Annotated in this window: 20 protein-coding genes and 1 tRNA gene; 12 read left to right on the top strand and 9 right to left on the bottom strand. The window is 68.0% G+C overall.

Annotated features, from left to right (window positions below):
- Positions 1-32: 32 nt before the first annotated feature.
- On the top strand, positions 33-377 hold the full coding sequence (locus J4E04_RS12400; RefSeq protein ID WP_156380535.1) for a WhiB family transcriptional regulator: 345 nt from the start codon (positions 33-35) through the stop codon (positions 375-377).
- A 23-nt stretch (positions 378-400) separates the two neighbouring features.
- On the opposite strand, the gene J4E04_RS12395 is transcribed toward J4E04_RS12400, so the two are convergent.
- From J4E04_RS12395 to J4E04_RS12385, 3 genes are all read right to left on the bottom strand, one after another.
- On the bottom strand, positions 401-1,711 hold the full coding sequence (locus tag J4E04_RS12395; RefSeq protein ID WP_027506825.1) for an ABC1 kinase family protein: 1,311 nt from the start codon (positions 1,709-1,711) through the stop codon (positions 401-403).
- An 83-nt stretch (positions 1,712-1,794) separates the two neighbouring features.
- The gene (locus J4E04_RS12390; protein ID WP_490148698.1) at positions 1,795-2,676 is read right to left on the bottom strand and encodes a hypothetical protein; all 882 of its coding nucleotides are present in this window, start codon (positions 2,674-2,676) and stop codon (positions 1,795-1,797) included.
- 123 nt (positions 2,677-2,799) lie between these two features.
- Positions 2,800-4,179 carry a zinc-dependent metalloprotease gene (locus J4E04_RS12385; protein WP_307093254.1) on the bottom strand — a complete coding sequence of 460 codons (1,380 nt, stop codon included), beginning with the start codon at positions 4,177-4,179 and terminating at the stop codon, positions 2,800-2,802.
- Between the two features lie 133 nt (positions 4,180-4,312).
- Here J4E04_RS12385 and J4E04_RS12380 point away from each other — a divergent pair, with 133 nt between their 5' ends.
- Entirely contained in the window at positions 4,313-5,338 is a 1,026-nt protein-coding gene (locus tag J4E04_RS12380) for a YlbL family protein (protein WP_490148697.1), read from the top strand.
- A 17-nt stretch (positions 5,339-5,355) separates the two neighbouring features.
- Here the strand turns inward: J4E04_RS12380 and J4E04_RS12375 are convergent, their stop codons facing one another.
- Positions 5,356-5,994, bottom strand: coding sequence for a PPA1309 family protein (locus J4E04_RS12375; RefSeq protein WP_231476446.1), 639 nt, complete (start codon positions 5,992-5,994; stop codon positions 5,356-5,358).
- A gap of 178 nt (positions 5,995-6,172) precedes the next feature.
- On the opposite strand from J4E04_RS12375, the gene J4E04_RS12370 reads away from it, so the two are divergent.
- The gene (locus tag J4E04_RS12370; RefSeq protein WP_222638652.1) at positions 6,173-9,169 is read left to right on the top strand and encodes a UPF0182 family protein; all 2,997 of its coding nucleotides are present in this window, start codon (positions 6,173-6,175) and stop codon (positions 9,167-9,169) included.
- Between the two features lie 401 nt (positions 9,170-9,570).
- Here the strand turns inward: J4E04_RS12370 and J4E04_RS12365 are convergent, their stop codons facing one another.
- Positions 9,571-10,101 (bottom strand): transglycosylase family protein, encoded by a 531-nt coding sequence (locus J4E04_RS12365; RefSeq protein ID WP_490148696.1) that lies wholly within the window; start codon positions 10,099-10,101, stop codon positions 9,571-9,573.
- A 462-nt stretch (positions 10,102-10,563) separates the two neighbouring features.
- Here J4E04_RS12365 and J4E04_RS12360 point away from each other — a divergent pair.
- A tRNA-Met gene (locus tag J4E04_RS12360) sits at positions 10,564-10,640 on the top strand.
- Between the two features lie 99 nt (positions 10,641-10,739).
- Here the strand turns inward: J4E04_RS12360 and J4E04_RS12355 are convergent.
- From J4E04_RS12355 to J4E04_RS12340, 4 genes are all read right to left on the bottom strand, one after another.
- Positions 10,740-10,949, bottom strand: coding sequence for a hypothetical protein (locus tag J4E04_RS12355; protein WP_037186691.1), 210 nt, complete (start codon positions 10,947-10,949; stop codon positions 10,740-10,742).
- Positions 10,950-11,051: 102 nt separating this feature from the next.
- Positions 11,052-12,272, bottom strand: a complete 1,221-nt coding sequence (locus J4E04_RS12350; RefSeq protein ID WP_056447862.1) for an acyl-CoA dehydrogenase family protein — start codon at positions 12,270-12,272, stop codon at positions 11,052-11,054.
- Between the two features lie 31 nt (positions 12,273-12,303).
- Complete coding sequence (locus J4E04_RS12345; RefSeq protein WP_490148695.1) at positions 12,304-13,722, bottom strand: acyl-CoA dehydrogenase family protein; 1,419 nt, start codon at positions 13,720-13,722, stop codon at positions 12,304-12,306.
- 39 nt (positions 13,723-13,761) lie between these two features.
- The gene (locus J4E04_RS12340; protein WP_490148694.1) at positions 13,762-14,586 is read right to left on the bottom strand and encodes an inositol monophosphatase family protein; all 825 of its coding nucleotides are present in this window, start codon (positions 14,584-14,586) and stop codon (positions 13,762-13,764) included.
- A gap of 57 nt (positions 14,587-14,643) precedes the next feature.
- Here J4E04_RS12340 and prfB point away from each other — a divergent pair, with 57 nt between their 5' ends.
- The 8 genes from prfB (at position 14,644) to J4E04_RS12300 (ending at position 21,838) form a co-directional block, all read left to right on the top strand.
- Positions 14,644-15,759: a peptide chain release factor 2 gene (prfB, locus tag J4E04_RS12335; RefSeq protein WP_027506816.1), complete on the top strand. Its 1,116-nt coding sequence runs from the start codon at positions 14,644-14,646 to the stop codon at positions 15,757-15,759.
- Between the two features lie 66 nt (positions 15,760-15,825).
- Positions 15,826-16,650, top strand: a complete 825-nt coding sequence (locus J4E04_RS12330) for a mechanosensitive ion channel family protein (RefSeq protein WP_490150547.1) — start codon at positions 15,826-15,828, stop codon at positions 16,648-16,650.
- Positions 16,647-17,099, top strand: coding sequence for an Rv3103c transmembrane domain-containing protein (locus tag J4E04_RS12325; RefSeq protein WP_490148693.1), 453 nt, complete (start codon positions 16,647-16,649; stop codon positions 17,097-17,099). The genes J4E04_RS12330 and J4E04_RS12325 overlap by 4 nt, the downstream gene beginning before the upstream one ends.
- Positions 17,100-17,152: 53 nt before the next feature.
- The gene (ftsE, locus tag J4E04_RS12320) at positions 17,153-17,842 is read left to right on the top strand and encodes a cell division ATP-binding protein FtsE (RefSeq protein ID WP_027506813.1); all 690 of its coding nucleotides are present in this window, start codon (positions 17,153-17,155) and stop codon (positions 17,840-17,842) included.
- A gap of 69 nt (positions 17,843-17,911) precedes the next feature.
- On the top strand, positions 17,912-18,817 hold the full coding sequence (gene ftsX / locus J4E04_RS12315; protein WP_027506812.1) for a permease-like cell division protein FtsX: 906 nt from the start codon (positions 17,912-17,914) through the stop codon (positions 18,815-18,817).
- A 94-nt stretch (positions 18,818-18,911) separates the two neighbouring features.
- Positions 18,912-19,385, top strand: a complete 474-nt coding sequence (smpB, locus tag J4E04_RS12310) for an SsrA-binding protein SmpB (RefSeq protein ID WP_027506811.1) — start codon at positions 18,912-18,914, stop codon at positions 19,383-19,385.
- Entirely contained in the window at positions 19,382-20,251 is an 870-nt protein-coding gene (locus J4E04_RS12305; protein ID WP_490150546.1) for a DMT family transporter, read from the top strand. Before smpB ends, J4E04_RS12305 begins: the two co-directional genes overlap by 4 nt.
- Before the next feature lie 69 nt (positions 20,252-20,320).
- Complete coding sequence (locus tag J4E04_RS12300; protein ID WP_051613594.1) at positions 20,321-21,838, top strand: SDR family oxidoreductase; 1,518 nt, start codon at positions 20,321-20,323, stop codon at positions 21,836-21,838.
- Positions 21,839-21,849 lie beyond the last annotated feature (11 nt).

Genomic DNA, 21,849 nt, shown 5'->3' with positions numbered 1-21,849 from the left:
CACCGTGAATCGCAGCAGAAGAGGAGAACGACGTGTCACCCGCCACCACCCGGACGACATGCCGCACCGACGACACCACGACCGACCGGTCCGTGGCCGCCATCGACGACTTCGTCGCAGATCAGTTGCCGTGCCGCCGAGCCGATCCGGATCTCTGGTTCGCCGAGTCGCCCGACCGTCTCGAACGCGCCAAGCAGCTGTGCGCACACTGCCCCATCAGGTCGGGTTGCCTCGACGCGGCGCTCGATCGTGCCGAGCCGTGGGGAGTGTGGGGCGGCGAGATCTTCGATCAGGGAGTCGTCATCGCGCGCAAGCGGTCTCGCGGCCGTCCCCGCAAGAACCCGGTCACACCCGCACCGTCCGTCGTCTGTGCTTGACGGTCGGTGCGGGTGTCGCCCGGCTACTCGGCGAACCCGGGCATCCACTCGGTGAGAATCGCCATGTACGGAGCATTCGCGTCGAGCTGGGCGCAGATGCCCACCGATCCCAGGAGAACGCGGAAGATCACCGCGTACCGCGGCGGCAGATTGAGGGACCGGGCCGTACGGAACTGCGGACCGTTGAAGTCCGCGGCCTTGCCTGCCGTGCCCTGCAGCCACTTTCGAGTGAAGTGGAACGACTCGGTCTTGATCGGATCGGTGAAGGGGCGGAGATAGTCGGCGATCTCCTGCTCGGTGACCTCGCGGCCGGGAATCACGAATCCCGTCTCGCGCAGCAGTTCCGTCAGCTCGTCGAACTCCTCGTCGCGCGAGAGTCGCACCATCCGACCGAGTTCCGGGGGCAGACCGTCGGGGAGAGTGAGGCACGCACCGAAGTCGATGACGCCGAGCCTGCCGTCGGCGAGCAACTTGAAGTTGCCGGGGTGCGGATCGCCGTGGATGCGGCGGACGCGCTCCGCCGATTCGAAGTGGAAACGGGCCAGGTTCTCGCCGGCGGTGTTGCGCTGCTCCGCGGTTCCGGTGGCGATGACGGAGGAGAGGGACGTTCCTTCCATCCACTCCGTGATGACCACCTTGGGAGCACTCGCCACGACACGAGGCACGGCGAATCTCTCGTCCCCGTCGTAGACCGCGGCGAACGCACGCTGGTTCTCGCCTTCGATCCGGTAGTCGAGTTCCTCCTCCGTGCGCGCCGACATCTCGTCGAGGACGGCCTTCACGTCGGTACCCGGCACGATGGTGCCGAGGATGCCGACGAAACGCGACAGCGTCTTGAGGTCGGCCTTCAGCGCCTCGTCCGCACCCGGGTACTGGATCTTGACCGCCACGTCGCGACCGTCGGACCAGGTCGCTCGGTGCACCTGCCCGATGGAGGCCGACGCGGTGGCCGTGTCGTCGAAGTCGGAGATGCGCGAGCGCCACCCGGTGCCGAGCTGTTGATCCATCACCCGATGGACCGTCGCGATCGGCATCGGGGGCGCCTCGGCCTGCAGCTTGGTCAGCGCCTCGCGGTAGGGCTCTGCCATCTCCTCGGGTACGGCCGCCTCCATGACGCTGAGAGCCTGACCCAACTTCATCGCTCCGCCCTTGAGTTCGCCGAGGACGGCAAACATCTGCTGGGCGGCCTTGGCGCTGAGTTCGGCGTCGATCTCCGCACGATTTCCGCCCGCGAGTTTGCGTCCGAAGCCCATCGCTGCGCGGCCTGCCATCCCGAGGGGGATGCTGGCCAGCTTGGCTGTCCGGGCGGAACTGCTGCGGGGGATGTCGGGCATGACTCCATCATGTCTGACGATCGGCCGACGCGCCGCGACCGGTCGAGACCCGGCCGCGCATCCGTGACACGTCACACCGTCCGTCACCGACGAGCGCAGGTGCACAACAGGTGACGCGGCCATCGTCGACGGCGGGTGGCCGCGGCGACGAGGTCCACCTCCAGGCTGTGCCCGACGGTCATCGGTGCGGGCGAGTCCGCGTGTGCGTCGAGGAACTCGGTGACCTGCGCGACCGCGAACGCCGCGGTGGCGGCGATGGTGGCGCCGCTCGCGGACCCGACGGTGCCGAGGAGCTGCGCGGCGAGGTGCGGCCACTCCCGGTCGTAGTCGCACCGCGTCAGCTCGACGCACTCGAGGCAGGGCGTGTGTCCGGGAAGGACTAGCGGTCCCACCACGCCGACGCCGTCGCGCAGCCGCACGGGAAGGTGCGGGATGCCGCCGTCCATGAGCACCCGGGAGACCTCGGGGGCACAGAGCACGGTGTCCGCCACGACCACGCAGTCGACGTCCGCGTGTCTGTGGGGGAGTGACACGTGCCGGCGCTGGACGCGGCCCGTCGGGGACAACCCGATGGACACTGCATCCGACAGGGGACCGCGTCCCAGCACGAGGACCGTGCGGACGGCGGACGACCGCGGACGACGACGTCCGAGTACGCCCAGTCGTTCGAGTTCGGCCTGCACCGCGGTGAGCACTGCCGCGTCCACGCCGAGTTCGGCTGCACGCCAGTACACGTCGGGTATCGACCGCCGTCCGTCCAGGAGACGTAGCACCGAGGCCATGACGGCCGGTGTCACGCCGTCCGGCGGGGTGAGGACCACCCGGCGCTCGGGATGCCAGCCGACCTGCAGCCGACCGTCTCGGCGCACGAGGAGCGTGACCGATTCGGCCAGGTGCGGGAGGCCGTCCCGGTCGGCGCGCGTGCGGGCGATCTCGGGCGAGCTCGCGTGGCGTGTCTCCGTCATGCGCAGACGATGGCACGCCCCACACTGCGGACGGGGGTGTCTCGCGCCGCTTGTCCACAGGTGTGCGGCGCTCCGACCTGCGATCCAGTCACGCGGGCGTCGGGAAGTCCCAGGTCGACGGAATCAGACGGGGGCGGGGCCCTCGTCGTCTCCCTCGGCCTTCTTCTCGGCCGCGCGCTTGCGCTCGAACTCCTCGAGCTGAGCGATGGGGTCGTCGAAGGAACCGGTGTCCCCGCCCACGATGCGATCGATGAAGGACGACGAGTCGTCGAGGTCCGCGGTGTCGGGCAGCAGATCGGGGTGGGCCCACACACCGTCGCGGCCGTCGATACCCGCAGCGTCGGTCAGTCGACGCCACAGATCGGATGCTTCACGCACCTTGCGCGGCCGCAATTCGAGGCCGATGAGCGTCGCGAAGGTCTGCTCGGCCGGGCCGCCGGACGCGCGACGGCGCCGCATCGTCTCCGACAGCGCGGACGCTCCCGGCAGCCGCTCGCCCAGAGCGGTGGTCACCACCGTGTCCACCCACCCCTCGACGAGGGCCAGCAGTGTCTCGAGGCGCTCCAGGGCCGCCTTCTGCTCCGGGGTCGTCTGCGGCTCGAACGCACCCTGCTGCAGGATCTTCTCCAGCTGGCTCGGGTCGGTGAGCGCGGACGGATCGATACCGCGGGCCGCCTCCTCGATGGCACCGAAGTCCATCCGGATGCCGCGCGCGTACTCCTCGACGGTGGCCAGAACGCGCTGACGCAGCCACGGCACGTGCGAGTAGAGACGGTGGTGGGCGACCTCGCGCGCGGCGAGGAACACGAGGACCTCGCGCTCGGGCAGTTCGGTGCCCTCGCTGAACACCGCGACGGCGTCGGGAAGCAGCGCCGCAGTGTCCGACGGGCCGAGCGGCAGGCCGATGTCGGTCGAGGTGAGGACCTCCTTGGCCAGCTGGCCCAGTGCCTGGCCCAGCTGTGAGCCGAACGCCATGCCGCCCATCTGACCGAGCATGCCGATCATCGGACCGACCATCTGTTGCGCCTCCGGCGGCAACGCGGAGGTCCACATGCCGGAGATCTGCTCGGCGACGGGATCGCACAACCGCTTCCACGTGTCGAGCGTGTTGTCCAACCATTCCTGCGGAGTCCACGCCTCGGTGCGCACCGCGCCGGCCGGGAGGATGGTGGCCTCGTTCAGCCACTGCTCCGCCAGGTGCGCCGCGTCGACGACGGCGGACTTCGATCCCTCCCGCACGGGGGTGGTGGACCCGATCTGCTGGAGGGCCAGCTTCTTCGCCAGGTCGTAGTTCACCGGTCCGGACGTGGCACCGGATCCCATCCCGCTGAACATCTGACCCATCTGCGTGAACATCTGGCCGAGCGCCGCCGGATCGAAACCCTCGGCGCCGAAACCGAATCCGCCGGCACCACCTCCGGGCGTGCCGGAGCCGCCGCTCGACCCCTCGTTCTTGTCCGGGTCGTCGTCGGAATTGGAGAATCCGAAAGGCGTGTTGGTCATGGTTCAACGGTACAAGCCGAACACGGGTTCGGCGGCGATGCCGAGTGCGCCGAGCGCGAACACAGCAACGCCACGGGCGACGTCGACGCGTCTCCCCGACAGCGCTGACGGTGTCGTTCTCTACTGTGGTGACGTGAATCGAAGGATCGCGACGCTCCTGGTCGCTCTGTTGCCGGTGGTCGTCCTCGGAGTTCTGGGATCTGCGGTCACCGTTCCGTTCGCGGCCCTCGGGCCCGGACCGACGTTCGACACCCTCGGTGAGGTGGACGGCAAGCCCGTCGTGGACGTCCAGGGCACCGACGTCGATCGGCCGTCCGGCCACCTGAACATGACGACCGTGGCGGTGCGGGACGAGTTGACGGTGTTCGACGCTCTCGGCCTCTGGCTCAGCGGCAGGCAGGGGCTGGTCCCGCGCGACGAGATCTACCCGCCCGATCGCAGCCGAGAAGAGGTCGAGAACGCCAACCAGGCCGACTTCGCGGAATCCGAGGACAGTGCGGAACTCGCCGCCTTGAATCACCTCGGACTGCCCACGGTGCTCACGGTCGCGCAGATCGGCGACGACAGCCCCGCGGCGGGCGTCCTCGAGGAAGGTGACCGAGTGACCGCGATCGACGGCGCGCCCGTGTCCACTGTGGCCGACGTCCAGAAAGCTGTCGGTGCCGTGAATCCCGGCACGACCATCTCGGTGGACGTCACGCGGGACGGCGCGACGACGACGGAGAACGTCACCGTCGCCGCCCGTCCGGACGACGCCGAGCGCGGCTATCTCGGCATCACCCCGGAGGAGACACCGGACGTGCCGTTCACCGTGGAGTTCAATCTCGCCGACGTCGGCGGCCCGTCCGCCGGACTGATGTTCTCGCTGGCGGTGGTGGACAAGCTCAGTCCCGGCGACCTCAGCGGCGGTGCCTTCGTCGCCGGCACGGGAACGATCGACGCCGACGGCGCGGTGGGTCCCATCGGCGGCATCCCGTACAAGTTGGTCGCCGCACGCGAGGCCGGCGCGACGATCTTCCTCGTTCCCGCGGACAACTGCGCCGAGGCGGCGCCGCGGACGCCGGAGGGGCTACGCCTGGTGAAGGTCACGAGCCTGGACGATGCGATCGGGTCGCTCGACGCGCTGGCCGGTGGGGGAGACGCCCCGTCCTGCTCGTGACGATCCGGGTGCGAACGCTAGTAGTCCTCGTCCTCGGGATCCGCGTCGAGCGTGGCGTGCAGCGCCGCGACGACGTTCGGTGCCAGGTTCTCGTAGGTCAGTAGCTCCGGCGCCTCGTCGAAACTGCTGTCGTCCTCGTTCTCGGGACGCAGCTGCAGCAGGGCGATGGACGGACCGTCCCGAAGTACGGCGACGATGAGCCGCCCGTCGCGCCGGTCGGGGTGCTCCTCGGCCGTGAGGCGCGCGGCCTGGTCCGCCGCGTCGCGATCCGCCAGGAGCGGAGCGAGGGCGCTGTCGAGATCCGATTCGGCCTCGGGCGGCAGAACGACGATCTCCTCGACCAGTGCGCACCCGGCGACCGAGGCCGGCCAGGTGGTCGTGCCGAGGAACTCGTCGAGCGCGTGCGATCCGCCCGCGACGTCGGCGGGCAGCCGCTCCTGGGCGACAGGGGTCAGGTCGGCGCCGTCCTCGAGCTGGTCGAGCAGGCTGGGCTCCGCGGCCGCCAGATCCTCGGTCGGGACCAACGCGAACAACTGAGGCCCCTGGTCCCACCCGCCGGCGTCCACGTAGTCGACGACCTCGCGCACACAGCGGGCGAGGGCGCGTTCGGCGCGGGCGTCCCCGGATTCGGGATCGAACCACTCGCTCCCGGTCACGATGCATCCTCGTTGTCACTCACCGCTCCATCCTCGCATCGAGGGCTAGAGTCGTGGACGTCGCCACGGCGGGACACTCCGCGTTCGAGGGTGTCCGTACAGTGGTCGAAAACGGACATGTGGTGTCGTCACGGTGGTGTCACGAGGCGACGGCGCGCGAGATCTTGGAGTGTGGCACGTGGGCATGAGGCCCCCAACCGGTTTACCGTCGTTGTCGAGACGGAGCCGTACGTTACTGGTCCTGGCGTTGGTTCTGGCCGCGCTGTTGCTCATCGGTCCCCGGTTGGTGGACACGTACACGGACTGGTTGTGGTTCGGGGAGGTCGGCTTCCGCAACGTCTTCACGACGGTGCTCCTCACTCGCGTGATCACCTTCCTCGTCGTCGCTCTGCTGGTGGGCGGCACGGTGTTCGGTGCTCTCACCGTCGCCTACCGGTCGCGTCCGGTCTTCGTGCCCACGGCCGGACCGAACGATCCCATCGCTCGCTACCGCACCACCGTCATGTCGCGTCTGCGCGTGTTCGGTATCGGCATCCCGGTCGTCATCGGCCTGCTCTCCGGCCTTGTCGCACAGGGCAACTGGGTCACGGTGCAGATGTTCCTGCACGGTGGATCCTTCGGCGTGCAGGATCCGCAGTTCAACCTGGACGTCGGCTTCTACGCCTTCGATCTGCCGTTCTACCGGTCGATCCTCAACTGGCTCTTCGTCGCCGTCGTCATCGCCTTCTTCGCGGCACTGGTCACGCACTACATCTTCGGCGGCCTGCGCCTCAGCGGCCGCGAGGGTGCGCTGACCAAGTCGGCGCGCATCCAGTTGGCCGTGCTCGCCGGCACCTTCGTCGTCCTCAAGGCGGTGGCGTACTGGTTCGATCGTTACGCACTCTTGTCGAGCAGCCGTAAGGAGCCCACGTTCACGGGCCCCGGCTTCACCGACATCAACGCCGTCCTGCCCGCGAAGCTCATCCTGCTGGCCATCGCTGTCATCTGTGCGGGTGCCTTCTTCGCGGCGATCTTCCTGCGCGATCTGCGGATCCCGGCACTCGCCACCGCGCTTCTCGTCCTGTCGTCGATTCTCGTCGGCGCCGTCTGGCCGTTGGTCGTCGAGCAGTTCTCGGTGCGCCCCAACGCTGCCGACAAGGAGCGGGCGTACATCGAACGGAACATCGAGGCCACCCGAGCCGCCTACGGCATCACGGACGACACCGTGACCTACGAGGACTACACGGGCGTCGGTTCCGCGTCGCCTCGGGACGTCCCCGCGGACCAGACCACCATCGCCAACACCCGTCTGCTCGATCCGAACGTGCTCTCGCGCACCTTCACCCAGCAGCAGCAGCTCAAGAACTTCTACGGGTTCCCGTCCACGTTGGACGTCGACCGCTACGAGATCGACGGGCAGCTCCAGGACTACATCGTCGCGGCGCGTGAGCTGTCTCCCAACAGCCTCACCGGCAACCAGACCGACTGGATCAACCGCCACACGGTGTACACGCACGGCAACGGTTTCGTGGCGGCCCCGGCCAACCGTGTGAACGCCGCCGTGCAGGACGCGACGAGCACCGAGTCCAACAGCAACTCCGGGTACCCGATCTACACCGTCAGCGACCTCGCGTCGCAGGCCGCGGACGACCAGGTCATCCCGGTGGAGCAGCCCCGCATCTACTACGGCGAGGTCATCGCGTCGTCCAACCCCGACTACGCCATCGTCGGTGGCAGCGAAGGCTCGGACGGCCGCGAGTACGACACCGACACCTCGCGCTACACCTACACCGGTTCGGGTGGCGTCAGCATCGGCAACTGGTTCAACCGGTTGGCGTTCGCGGCGAAGTACACCGAACGCAACATCCTCTTCTCGGGCGCCATCGGCGACGACTCGAAGATCATCTTCAACCGCGATCCTCGTGAGCGCGTGCAGAAGGTCGCACCGTGGCTGACCGCGGACGGCAACTCCTACCCGGCCGTGGTCGGTGGAAAGATCGTCTGGATCGTCGACGCGTACACCACGCTGGACCAGTACCCCTACGCGCAGCGCAGTTCGCTCGAGGGACTGGTGCAGGACAGCATCGACGCCAACACCGGTCGACTGCTTCCGCGTGACGAGGTGTCCTACATCCGCAACTCGGTCAAGGCCACCGTCGACGCCTACGACGGGTCGGTGAACCTGTACCAGGTGGACGACAACGATCCCGTCCTCGCCGCGTGGATGGGCGCGTTCCCGGGTGCGGTCCAGCCCGAGTCGGCGATCTCCGACGAACTGCGTCAGCACTTCCGCTACCCCGAGGACCTGTTCAAGGTCCAGCGCGAGATGCTCGCCAAGTACCACGTCAACGATCCCGGCGAGTTCTTCACCAACAACGCGTTCTGGTCGGTCCCCAGCGACCCGACCGTCGAGGGTGGCACCAACCTCAACCAGCCGCCGTACTACGTCCTGATCGGTGATCCGGACACGGGCCAGCCGTCGTTCAGGTTGACCAGTGCGATGGTGGGCTTCAACCGAGAGCTGTTGTCCGCGTACATCTCCGTGCGCTCCGATCCGGAGGGTTACGGCGAGTTCACGGTGCTGCAGTTGCCCACCGACACGCAGACTCAGGGTCCGCAGCAGGCGCAGAACTCGATGACGTCGGACACCCGTGTGGCGTCGGACCGAACGCTGCTGCAGCAGTCCAACAGGATCCAGTACGGCAACCTGCTGACACTGCCCATCGCCAACGGCGGAATCCTGTACGTCGAGCCGCTGTACACCGAGCGCAACACGACGAACACCTCCACGTTCCCTCAGCTGTCCCGCGTACTCGTGAGCTATCGCGAGCCGGGTGCGGGCGGCGGTGTCCGCGTCGGGTACGCGGCGACGCTGGCCGAGGCACTGGACCAGGTGTTCGGCTCCGGTACGGGCAGCGTGGCGACCGCGCCGGGCGGTGAGGCGACAGAGCCGCAGCCGGACAACGGCTCGTCGACCGGCACCACCCCGGCACCCACCGAGGGGTCTGCCACCACGCCTCCGTCCACGTCGGCCGCACCCGCTGCGCCCGTCGACCGGACGGCGGCGGTGAACAACCTCAACAGTGCGCTGGCAGCAGTGCGGACCGCGCAGCAGTCGGGTGACTTCGCCCAGCTCGGTACCGCGTTCGACAACCTGCAGCGCGCGATCGACCAGTACAACAGCACCGGCGGTTAGTCGGCTCTGCTCCACGCGACGCCCCGCCCTCGATTCACGAGGGCGGGGCGTCGCTGTGTGGCGGCTTGGCTGTGCGCGCACCCTGTTGTGGTGGCCGCGCACCCTTTCCAGTCGGCTGTTGGGGGTGTGCGGTGCGCGGAGGGGGTGTGCGCTCCCCGTGCAGTGCCGGAGCGTGGTGGCTCGGCGGGGGCGCGCCGCCTGGTCCGGCCGAGCGCACACCTGTTGTGGTGGCCGCGCACCCTTTCCAGTCGGCTGTTGGGGGTGTGCGGTGTACGGAACGGGTGTGCACACCCCGTGCAGTGCCGGTGCGTGGTGGCGCGACAGCACGCACCCACCGCACACGACGAAGCGGGCGCACCCGATGATCGGATGCGCCCGCTTCGGACGTTCGAGAGGATGCTCTAGCGAGCGAGGCCCGCGAGGACGCCGGAGTTGGCGGCCACGAAGTCCTGGTACTGCTGGCCGACGCCGTACTGCTGGGCCAGTGCTGCGCCCTGCTCGACGACGGACTGCACGGGTGCCGGTGCGGCGGGTGCAGCAGGCGCGGGAGCGGGTGCCGGCGCGGGCGCCTCGGCGACCGACGTGGTGCCCGACGAGAGGTACTGGCCGCAGGTGGGCCATGCGCCGACACCCTGGGTCGCGAGAACGTTCTCGGCGACGCGGATCTGCTCGGCCTTGGAGGCGCTGGACGCGGTGAAGGAGCCGCCGTTGGCCGCCCAGGTGCTCTGCGAGAACTGCAGGCCACCGTAGTAGCCGTTGCCGGTGTTGATGCCCCAGTTGCCGCCGCTCTCGCACTGTGCGACGCCGTCCCAGTTGTGGGCGGGTGCTGCGGAGGCGGTTCCGGTGCTCAGGACGAGCGGTGCGGCGACGACGGCGCCGGTGACGGCGGCCCATCCGAGCGCGCGGGTGGTGAAGTTACGTGCAGTGGTCATGCGGGGTAGATCCTCTCAGCGCTGGTCGACGTGAGCGCGCAGGCGAGTGACGCCTGCATTCGCTCGAATCCCTGCCCCCATCGAGTCGGGTCTCCGATCCCGCGGGGCAGAAGAATCCAGCGGCGGGTCGGCCTGGCCCTTGTTTCGGGCCGAGCGCGACGGTAACGAAACAATCACGAGCCGTCACCCGGCCCTCTCGCGAGGTCGGAAACGGGCGAGATGGTGGGTTCGTGACATCTCTGCAGGTCATGACGGATGACAACCGTCTCGTGTCCTCTTCGTGACCCCATCGTTATGTGAGGGGGAACACGGGTGAAAAGAGACCGCGGTCACCCTCCGAGGCTCGATCTCGTTGCTCAGCAGGCGATTTGCAATTCACCGACGCCGTCCGGTAACTTCTTGTTCAGCAAGAACGCAGTACAGCTTGCACCGCAGACGGAGCCGAAAGGTTCTCGACGCTGACGCGGGGTGGAGCAGCTCGGTAGCTCGCTGGGCTCATAACCCAGAGGTCGCAGGTTCAAATCCTGTCCCCGCTACCACTACGAAAGGCCCGACAGTCCCAGACTGTCGGGCCTTTTGCGTTGCCGCAGGCACCGGCGTCGACTCGATCGGATCAGAGCGACGTCGGTGCCTGGTGCTCAGTGAGAGATGTCGGGATCCGCCGACGTCATGCCCGTGCTGGGCGCGTCGTTCTCGTCGACGTCCCCGCCGGCGTCCGTACGGTCCCCCGAGTCGTCCGTCTCGTCCAGATCGACGGCGTCCGCACCCTCGAGGTGGGTGAGGCCCACCTCGGCCTCCGCGACGAGGCCCTTGGCTTTGTCCTCGATCTTCTTCGCCCAGTCCGACATGGCAGTCTCCCTCGTGTTCGCCGTGCTTCGTCCGTTCCAGCTTGCCAGAACAGCAGAAAGGCCCGGCACATGTGCCGGGCCTTTCTCAGGGTCGCGTAGCCGTCACTTCAGCTCGGCGGACGTCTTCCCGAGCACGCGGCGAGCCACGATCAGCTGCTGGATCTGCTGGGTGCCCTCGAAGATGTCGAGGATCTTCGAGTCGCGTGACCACTTCTCGAGCAGCAGGTGCTCGGAGAAGCCGAGCGTGCCGGCCAATTCCACCGCCTTGAGTGTGATGTCGGTGGCGCTACGGCCTGCCTTCGCCTTGGACATCGACGCCTGCAGCGAGTTGGGCTCCTTGTTGTCCGCCATCCACGCAGCGCGGAGAGCGAGCAGGTAAGCAGCCTCCCAGTCGGCCTCGAGCCGGATGTACTCCGCAGCAGCGGCCGACTGGCTGTAGGTGGCAGCGTCGTAGTCGATGACCACTCCGGCGTCGGTCAGGATCGACCGGAGCTCCTCGAGCGCTGCACGGGCGACTCCGATGGCCATGCCGGCGACCAGAGGACGGGTGTTGTCGAACGTCTGCATGACGCCGGCGAAGCCCTTGTCCGTGTCGACGTCCGGGGAACCCAGGAGGTTGTCCTTCGGGATGCGGCAGTTGTCGAGGAGCAGGGCTGCGGTGTCGGACGCCTTGATGCCCAGCTTGTGCTCGAGGCGTGCGACGGACAGGCCCGGCGCGTCCCGCGGGACGACGAAGGACTTGATCGCGGCGCGGCCCTTGGTCTTGTCGACGGTGGCCCACACGACGATGTGCGTGGAGCGCTCGCCGGCCGTGACGTAGATCTTCTCGCCGTTGAGGACCCACTCGTCACCGTCGAGTACCGCGGTGGTGCTCACGGCGGCCGAGTCGGAACCGAACGAGGGCTCGGTGATGGCCATCGAGGCCCACACCTTGCCGAAGCGCTCGAGCTGCTCGTCGGTGGCGACGGCGGCGATGGCGGAGTTGCCGAGGCCCTGGTACGGGATGGACAGTGTCAGACCCACGTCGCCCCAGCAGGTCTCGATGACGTTGACCAGAGCGGACATGTTGCCGCCGTTGGCATTCGCGGTCTTGCTCGGCTTCGGAGCGTCGCCCTTGGCCTCACGGCCGCCCTTGGCGCCGCCGATTTCACCGCCGGCGTCGCTCATGCCCTCGATCATGGCGGCCATGGTGTCGAGCTCGACCGGGTAGGCGTGCTCCGCCAGGTCGTACTTGCGCGACACGGGGCGCATGATCTCGGCCGCGACCTGGTGAGCCTGGTTGGCCGACGCCCTGAGCTTGCGAGGAAGTTCGAGATTGATCATGAGAGTTCCAATCGAAAGGTGGGGTGTCGGATCAGATCAGGACGATGCCCTCGGCAACGCCGACGGCGCGGAGATCGCGGTACCAGCGCTCGACCGGGTGCTCCTTGGTGAAACCGTGTCCGCCGAGAAGCTGGACACCGTCGAGGCCGATCTGCATGCCCTTGTCCGTCGCGAGTCGTCGGGCGAGCGAGGCCTCGCGTGCGAAGGACAGCCCCTGCTCCGCACGGGACGCACCACGCTGGATGACCAGGCGCAGACCGTCGAGCTCGATCGCGATGTTGGCCACCATGAAGGCGACGGCCTGACGGTTGCTGATCGGCTCGCCGAACGCGGTGCGGTCGTTGACGTAGGGGACCACGTAGTCCAGGACGGCCTTCGACGTGCCGGCGGCCATGGACGCCCAGCCGAGACGCGCGAGCCGGATGGCGTCGGTGTAGTCGGACACGTGGGCGTCCGCGTCGCCGTCGCCCAACAGGTTGGCCTCGGGTACGGCGACGCCGTCGAGATGCAGTCGGCCGATGCCCGCTGCACGCAGACCCATGCTGGGGTCCGCCTCGACACTCAACCCGGCGCTGTCCGACTCGACGATGAAGAGAGCGGGACGGCCGTCGAGTTCGGCGGCGACGATGAACAGCTCGCAGGCGGCGGCCGACGGCACGAGGCTCTTGACGCCCGTGAGCTTGTAGCCGCTGGGGGAGCGGACCGCCTTGGTCTGCAGCGCGAACGGGTCGAAGAGCGCGCGCGGCTCGTTCACGACGAGAGCCGCACTGGGCACCTTCTCACCCGTGAAGGACGGCAGGTACGTCTTCTGCTGAGTCTCGGTGCCCCACTGCGTGAGCGCCACCGCCACGCCGCTGGGGGCGAGGATCGGCAGGGCCAGGCCCATGTCTCCGTACGCGAGCGCCTCGGCGACGAGGGCGTTGGTGACGGCGCCGCGCTCACTGGCCGCGCCCTCGAGGTTCTCGGGGACGTTGATGAGGGTGATGCCCAGTTCGGCGGCGCGAGCGACGAGGTCGTCCGGCGATGCCGCGGACTCGTCGGCGTCGTGCGCTGCCGGGCGCATGATCTCCTCGGCGAACTCGAGCACCGTCTCGACGATCATCTTCTGCTCGTCGTCGGGAGTCAGGTCGAAGTAGTCGAGTCCCTTGGTGGAGGACTCTGGCAGACGCTCGGGCTTGCCTCCGCCGGACACCTTGGAGAAGGTCCGGGTGGCGGCACCGAGCGTCTTGAAGCCGGTCTTCGTGCTCTCGTACGTGACACGGTCGATCGTCTGGCGCAGGTTGTACTTCTCGGCCAGGTCGGAGCCGGAGAGCTTGGTGAGCACGCGCATCGCGGTTCCGATGGCGTCGCGTCGGATCGGGTTGAGCCCGACCGCTGACGTGTCGCGCACCGGGCGCCGAGACGCATCGGTCTTGGTCGTGGGGGCGCTGTCGTTCTTCGTCATGATCACCCAGCTGTTCTCGGTGTTCGGTCGTGGACAGGACCTATCTTACTCGTCGGTAAGTTCGGTGTCTACCGTCGAGTAAGGTCGGCGCGTCAGGCGCCCGAGGACGGCGTCGTGAAGAAGCGAGTTCGACGCCACCGCACTGCCTCCGTGCGGCCCCGCCGCACCGTCGAGAGCGGTGAAACGGCCGCCCGCCTCCCGTACCAGCACGTCGAGCGGAGCCAGGTCCCACAGTGATACTTCGGGCTCGACGGCCACATCGATCGATCCCTCGGCGACCAGGCAGTACGAGAGGAAGTCGCCGTAGCCGCGGACTCGCCACACCTCGTCGGTCAGATCCAGGAAGTTCTCTCGCAGACCGGCGTCCCTCCACCCGCTGAGGCTGGAGAATCCCAGGCTCGCCGAGGACGGAGACGCCACCGACGACACCGACAACCGTCGCGGCTCGTCGGCACCGAAGCGTGCGAACGCTCCCAGCCCGTCGGCCGCCCACCATCGCCGCGCGAGAGCGGGAGCGCTGACCACTCCCACGACCGGCACGCCGTCGGAGAGCAGCGCGACCAGCGTCGCCCAGATCGGCACACCGCGGACGAAGCTCTTGGTGCCGTCGATGGGATCGAGCACCCACTGACGCCCGGAGAGGACGGCGTCGCCGCCGAACTCCTCGCCCAACACCGCATCGCCCGGTCGGACCTCGCCGAGCAGCCGCCGGATCTCGGTCTCGACGGCCAGATCCGCGTCCGAGACGGGTGTGAGATCCGGCTTGTCCTCGATGCGCAGGTCCACGGCCAGGAATCGCGCCGTGGTGATGGCGTCGGCCGCGTCCGCGAGACGGAGGGCGAGGGTGAGATCGTCGGCGAGGTCGGTCACGGCACAGGACGTTACTGCGGTGCGGGCCCGTCGGTCGTTGCCGGTAACCTCGGGCGCGTGCATCCTGACGTATCCGCTGACATCGCCGAACTCGACACCACCCTCAAGACCGTGGAGTCGGTGCTCGACATCGAGGAACTCCGTCGCCGGATCGACGAGCTCGAACACCAGGCTGCCGACCCCGAGCTGTGGAACGACCAGGACCACGCCCAGCAGGTGACCAGCGCGTTGTCGCACGCGCAGACCGAGTTGCGGCGGGTCGAGGCGCTGCGCCAGCGGCTCGACGATCTTCCGGTGCTGTACGAGCTCGCCGAGGCGGAAGAGGGCGAGGCCGCCGCCGAGGCGCTCGCCGAGGCGGACGCCGAGCGCGTCTCCCTGCACACCGACGTCGAGCTGCTCGAGGTGCGGACCCTGCTGTCGGGTGAGTACGACAAGCGTGACGCGCTGGTCAACATCCGGTCCGGCGCCGGCGGGATCGACGCCGCGGACTGGGCCGAGATGCTGATGCGCATGTACATCCGCTGGGCCGAGAAGCACGGATACGGCGTGGAGGTCTACGACACCTCGTACGCCGAGGAGGCCGGCATCAAGAGCGCCACCTTCGCGGTGAAGGCGCCCTACAGTTACGGAACTCTGTCGATCGAGCAGGGCACGCATCGTCTCGTGCGCATCAGCCCCTTCGACAACCAGGGTCGCCGCCAGACGTCCTTCGCCGAGGTCGAGGTGCTGCCGGTCGTCGAGACCACCGATCACATCGAGATCCCCGAGAACGACATCCGTGTCGACGTGTACCGCTCGTCGGGACCGGGTGGTCAGTCCGTCAACACCACCGACTCCGCCGTGCGGCTCACCCACATTCCGACCGGCATCGTCGTCACCTGCCAGAACGAGAAGTCGCAGCTGCAGAACAAGGTGTCCGCCATGCGCGTGCTGCAGGCCAAGCTGCTCGAGGTCAAGCGCAAGGAGGAGCGCGCCGAGATGGATGCCCTCAAGGGCGACGGCGGCAGCTCCTGGGGTAACCAGATGCGCTCGTACGTCCTGCACCCGTACCAGATGGTGAAGGATCTGCGGACCGAGTACGAGGTCAACAACCCGTCCTCGGTGCTCGACGGTGACATCGACGGCTTCATCGAGTCGGGCATCCGCTGGCGTATGCGTGCAGAGCAGGAGTAACAGGTGAGCGCCTTCTGGCCACTGCCTCCTGATTTCGTCTTCTGGCTCCAGAACAACTTCCTCGAGATGATCCTGTGGATCCTCGGCGGCATGCTCGCAGCGCGGGCGGTGGGGTGGGCCGGCGGCAAGATCACCGGCCGCATCGACCGGACCTACCAGCAGACCGACGCGCTCGTGCGCACCGAGGCGGCGAAACACCGCCACTCGGTGGCGCAGGTCGTCACCTGGGTGGTCGTGGCTCTCATCTACGTGCTGGTCGCCATCCGGGTCCTGCAGCGCCTCGGCTTCCCGATCACCAGCCTCGTGGCTCCGGCGACCGTGCTCGGTGCCGCGCTCGGTTTCGGTGCCCAGCGCATCGTCCAGGACATCCTGTCCGGGTTCTTCATCATCACTGAGCGTCAGTACGGGTACGGCGACGTGGTCCAGCTCGCGATCACCGGCACCGCGGGCGACGCGATCGGCACCGTCGAGGACGTGACGCTGCGCGTCACGCGGGTTCGGTCGGCCGAGGGCGAGGTGATCACCGTGCCCAACGGGCAGATCGTCAAGGCGGTCAACCTGTCGAAGGACTGGGCGCGCGCGGTCATCGACGTACCGGTGCCGCCGTCCGCGGATCTCTCGCGCGTCACCGAGCTGTTGAAGTCGGTGGGCGAGGAGGCCTACCGCGACAGTCGGCTCACCGAGTTGCTGCTCGACGAGCCCACCGTCATGGGTGTCGAGAGCATCGAGGTGGACCAGGTCAACCTGCGCCTCGTCGCCCGCACCCTGCCGGGCAAGCAGTTCGAGGTGGGACGTGAGCTCCGCGCGCGCATCGCTCTGACACTGCGCAACGACGGCATCACCGTCTCGCCCGAACTCTCCGCCGACCGTCCCGTGGGAGGCGAACAGTGACCTCGAACGAACCCGAGAGCCCGGCGACCGATCATCCGGACGCTCCGCGATCGACGTTCCGCCCCGGGTGGATGTCGCGCATACCGGCGCGCATCCTCGGCCGTTTCCGCACCACAACCGTGGTGATGGTGCTCGCCTTCCTGGCAGTACTGGTGCTGTGGAACAACGTGCGCTTCGACCCGACCCTCAACGAGAACTCGCCGGTGTACGTCCCGCCCGCACCGTCGTCGTCCGAGGCGCCGCCCCCGGCGGAGACCTACGCCCCGACGACCACCACGTTCCGGTCGACCACGACGCCCGTGCCGACCACGACCGATCCGGCCTCGCCGCAGGACGGTGTCACGACGACCGCGCCGGCGCCCACGACCACCACCGGCACGACGACACGCGCGCCCGGGTTCCAGCTGCCGACCATCCCCGGTCTGCCGTTGCCGAGCGGAACGAACTGACCCGCGCGTCGCTGTAGCGGCACCGTCGGGACGCGCGGCTACACTGGCGACCCGTGATCAGCGTGGAGAACGTCTCGAAGTCCTACAAGTCCTCGACTCGACCCGCGCTGGACAAAGTGTCGGTGAAGGTGGAGAAGGGCGAGTTCGTCTTCCTCATCGGGCCGTCGGGCTCGGGCAAGTCGACCTTCATGCGCCTGCTCCTGCGCGAGGAGATGCCGACCTCGGGCGACATCACGGTGGCGGACTTCCACGTGAACAAGCTCGCCGGGCGGCGCGTGCCGAAGCTGCGGCAGAGCATGGGATGCGTCTTCCAGGACTTCCGCCTGCTGCAGAACAAGTCGGTGTCGGAGAACGTCGCGTTCGCCCTCGAGGTGATCGGCAAGCCGCGCGGGGTGATCGAGCGGACGGTGCCGGAGGTGCTCGAGCTGGTCGGCCTGTCCGGCAAGGCGGATCGTCTGCCGTCCGAGCTGTCCGGCGGCGAGCAACAGCGAGTCGCCGTGGCCCGCGCCTTCGTGAACCGGCCGCTCGTGCTGCTCGCGGACGAGCCCACCGGCAACCTGGACCCCGACACCAGCCAGGACATCATGTTGCTGCTCGAGCGCATCAACCGCACGGGCACCACCATCCTCATGGCCACTCACGACAACCACATCGTCGACTCGATGCGTCGCCGCGTCGTCGAGCTCGACAACGGCCGGGTGGTCCGCGACGAGGCACGAGGGGTGTACGGCGTGGGTCGTTAGATCCCGCTCTCGGCTCCGTCCCCTGCTCGCGCCTCGGCGCAACGACCTCTCGAAGAAAGTGTGTGAACCGTGCGCGCTAGTTTCCTTCTCGGCGAAGTTCTCACCGGACTGCGCCGCAACATCACGATGACCATCGCGATGGTGCTGACCACCGCCATCTCCCTCGGTCTGTTCGGTGGTGGCCTGCTGGTCGTGCAGATGGCGGGGAAGACGCAGCAGATCTTCCTGGATCGCGTCGAGGTCCAGATCTTCCTGACCGACGACATCTCGACCACCGACCCGGACTGCACCTCGGGCATCTGCGCCGGCCTCCGCACGGACCTCGAATCGACGCCGTCCGTGGTGTCGGTGCAGTACCTCAACCGGGAGGACGCCGTCGCCGACGCCACCGATCGCGTCTTCAAGGATCAGCCGGAGCTGGCGTCCCTGGTGTCACCCGAGAGCTTCCCCGCGTCGTTCAAGGTGAAGCTCAGCGATCCCGAGCGGTTCGGCGTGATCAACGACGAGTTCGGGGCGCGGCCGGGTGTGCAGAGCGTGCTCAACCAACGCGAACTGGTCGACCGGCTGTTCAGTGTCCTCGCGGGCGTCCGCAACGCCGCGTTCGCGGTGGCTGTGGTCCAGGCCGTCGCGGCGGTCCTGCTGATCGCCAACATGGTGCAGATCGCCGCGTTCACCCGTCGGACCGAGGTGGGCATCATGCGCCTGGTCGGCGCCACGCGGTGGTACACGCAGCTGCCCTTCCTGCTCGAGGCCATCGCGGCATCGCTGGTGGGTGCGGTGCTCGCCATCGCCGGACTGTTCACCGCCAAGGCGGCGTTCATCGACTCGGTGCTGGACGACCTGTACCAGGCCAACATCCTGGCTCGGGTGACGACGAGCGACGTCCTGTTGGTCTCGCCGATCCTGCTTCTGGTCGGCGTCGGCATGGCCACGATCACCTCCTACATCACCCTGCGCCTGTACGTCCGGCAGTAGCGCACCCGGCACCCGGCACCCGGAACAAATGGGTGGACGGAGTCCTTATGGTTGTCAGAAGTCACGTCCACCCGCGCCCGAAGGAGTTCCAGCTGTGAAGGAGAAAGGTCGCAAGGCGATTGCGACCAATCGCAAAGCGCGACACAACTACACGATCCTCGACGTCTACGAGGCCGGAGTCGCCCTCGTCGGCACCGAGGTCAAGAGCCTGCGTGACGGGAAGGCGTCGCTGGCCGATGCCTTCGCCACCGTCGACGACGGCGAGGTGTGGCTGCGCGGCCTGCACATTCCCGAGTACATGGCGGGAAGCTGGACCAACCACGCGCCGCGGCGCAACCGCAAGCTCCTGCTGCACAAGCGGGAGATCGAGGTCCTCATCGGCAAGACGCGTGAGGGCAACATGACACTGGTACCGCTCTCCATGTACTTCAACGAGGGCAAGGTGAAGGTCGAGCTGGCCCTGGCGAAGGGCAAGCAGGACTACGACAAGCGTCAGGACCTGGCTCGCCGAACGGCGGAACGCGAGGTCACCCGTGAACTCGGTCGTCGCATAAAGGGAATGCGCTGACCGCGATCGTCCTCGCGCTGATCGCGGCGCTCGGGTACGGCGTCAGCGACTTCGTCGGAGGAGTCGCGTCCCGACGCGTCGCCGCGCTGCGCGTGGTGATCGTCTCGTACCCGGTCTCGGTACTCGTCGTGGCGGCGGTGATGCCGTTCGTCGGAGGCACTCTCACCGCGTCGTCCGTGGTGTGGGGTGCGTTGTCCGGACTGGCCGGCGGTGTCGCCGTGTGGTGGTTCTACCTGGCACTCGCCTCCGGGCCGATGGCCGTCGTGTCGCCGATCACGGCCGTTCTGGTGGCCGGTGTACCGGTCGGCGTCGGGCTCGTCCTGGGCGAGCGACCCGGCGTCCTGGCATACATCGGCATCGCGCTGGCGCTGGTGGCTGTGCTCATGGTCAGCAAGGAATCACCCGACGACGCCGCAGGTGACGTGGCCGGCGGACGGACTCTGCGATTCACGCCCCGGGTGGCATGGCTGACCGTCGGTTCCGGTCTGGCATTCGCGTTGACGTTCATCTTTCTCGACCGGGCCGGGGAGGACGACGCGGGTCTGTGGCCGTTGCTTGCTAACCGGGTCACCGCCACCGCCCTCGTGTGGGCGGTCGCCCTCGGCACCGGCATGTTCTCGTTCCCCCGTGGCGGCGTTCTGAAGCTGGCCGCCTGGATCGCTCTTCTGGACGTCGCCGCCAACGCCGCGTTGCTCTATGCCTTCCAGGGTGGGCTGCTGTCCCTCGTCAGCGTGATCGCCTCGCTGTATCCCGCCGCGACCGTGCTGCTGGCCATGGTGATGCTGGGGGAGCGGGTGGCCAAGGTGCAGATCGTCGGCATGGTCATCGCCCTGGGCGCGGTCGGGCTGATCACCGCGGGTGCCTGACCACCTGGCGGTGGTCTCGCTCCGGGTGGGCGCCACACTCGAGGTGCCCCTCTGCTACGAATGGAGTGCATGAACACCGAAGCAGGCGCCCGTGTCGTGGTCACCGGAGCGACGGGCTACATCGGCGGTCGACTCGCCCCGCGACTGACGGAGGCCGGCTACCGGGTTCGCGTCCTCGCCCGGTCGCCTCAGAAGCTTCGCGACGTGCCGTGGGCTGCGGACGTCGAGGTGGTGCAGGGCGATCTGAGTGATCGCGAGTCGCTGGACGATGCGTTCCGGGACGTCGACGTCGTCTACTACCTCGTCCACTCCATGGGGGGATCCGACCACTTCGCCGAGGCGGAGCGTCGGAGTGCGGAGAACGTGGCCGAAGCGGCGAAGGCCGCCGGAGTGCAGCGCATCGTGTATCTCGGCGGCCTCCACCCGGTGACCGGCGCGTTGTCCCCGCACCTCGAATCGCGTGCCGAGGTGGGCCGGATCCTCATCGAGTCCGGCGTCTTCACCGTGGTGCTGCAGGCGGGTGTCGTCATCGGCTCCGGATCCGCGTCGTTCGAGATGATCCGGCACCTCACCAATCGACTGCCCGTCATGACGACCCCCAAGTGGGTGCACAACCAGATCCAGCCGATCGCCGTCCGCGACGTGCTGCACTACCTGATCGAGTCGGCGACCGCTCCGTTCGAGACTTCCCGTACCTGGGACATCGGTGGGCCGGACGTCCTGCAGTACGGCGAGATGATGAACGAGTACGCGAGTGTGGCGGGTCTGCGCAAGCGTCGCATGCTGGTGTTGCCGGTGCTGACTCCCCGACTCGCCGGTCACTGGATCGGGTTGGTCACGCCGATCCCACGCGGACTGGCCATGCCCCTCATCGAGTCACTGCAGTACGACGCCATCGCCCACGAACAGGACATCGACACGGTCGTCCCTCCGCCGGAGGGTGGATTGACCACCTTCGCCGATTCCGTGCACCTCGCGCTGCGGCGCATCGAGGACGGGGAGGTGGAGACCACGTGGTCCAACGCGACCGATGCCGGCGCCCCCTCCGATCCGCTGCCGTCGGACCCCGACTGGGCCGGTGAGGTGGTGTACGTCGACGAACGCGCACAGGACTGCAACGCACCACCGGAACTGCTCTGGGACGTCGTCGAGGGCATCGGTGGTGAGAACGGGTGGTACTCGTTCCCCGCTGCCTGGGTCATCCGCGGCTGGATGGACAAGATCGTCGGGGGCGTGGGACTCAAGCGCGGTCGTCGGGATCCGCGTCGGTTGGTCAACGGCGAGGCACTCGACTGGTGGCGCGTCGAAGAGATCGAGCGCGGGTCGCTGCTGCGTCTGCGCGCCGAGATGAAGGCGCCCGGAGGTGCCTGGCTGGAATTGCGCGTCCTTCCGCGCGACGGCGGGACCCGCTCCCGCTACGAGCAGCGCGCGATCTTCTTCCCGCGGGGGCTGGGCGGACGGCTGTACTGGTTCGCCATCATGCCGTTCCACGGTGTGATCTTCCGCGGAATGCTCGAGAACATCACGGGCAAGGCCGAACGCGCGGCCGACACCGGTGACAAACGGGATGAAACCCGCGTCGGATGACGTTAGACTGA

This window comes from Rhodococcus sp. NFXS4, from assembly GCF_058139645.1.
Note: the sequence above shows the minus strand (reverse complement) of the source record. Positions and strands in the feature narration are given on the sequence as shown.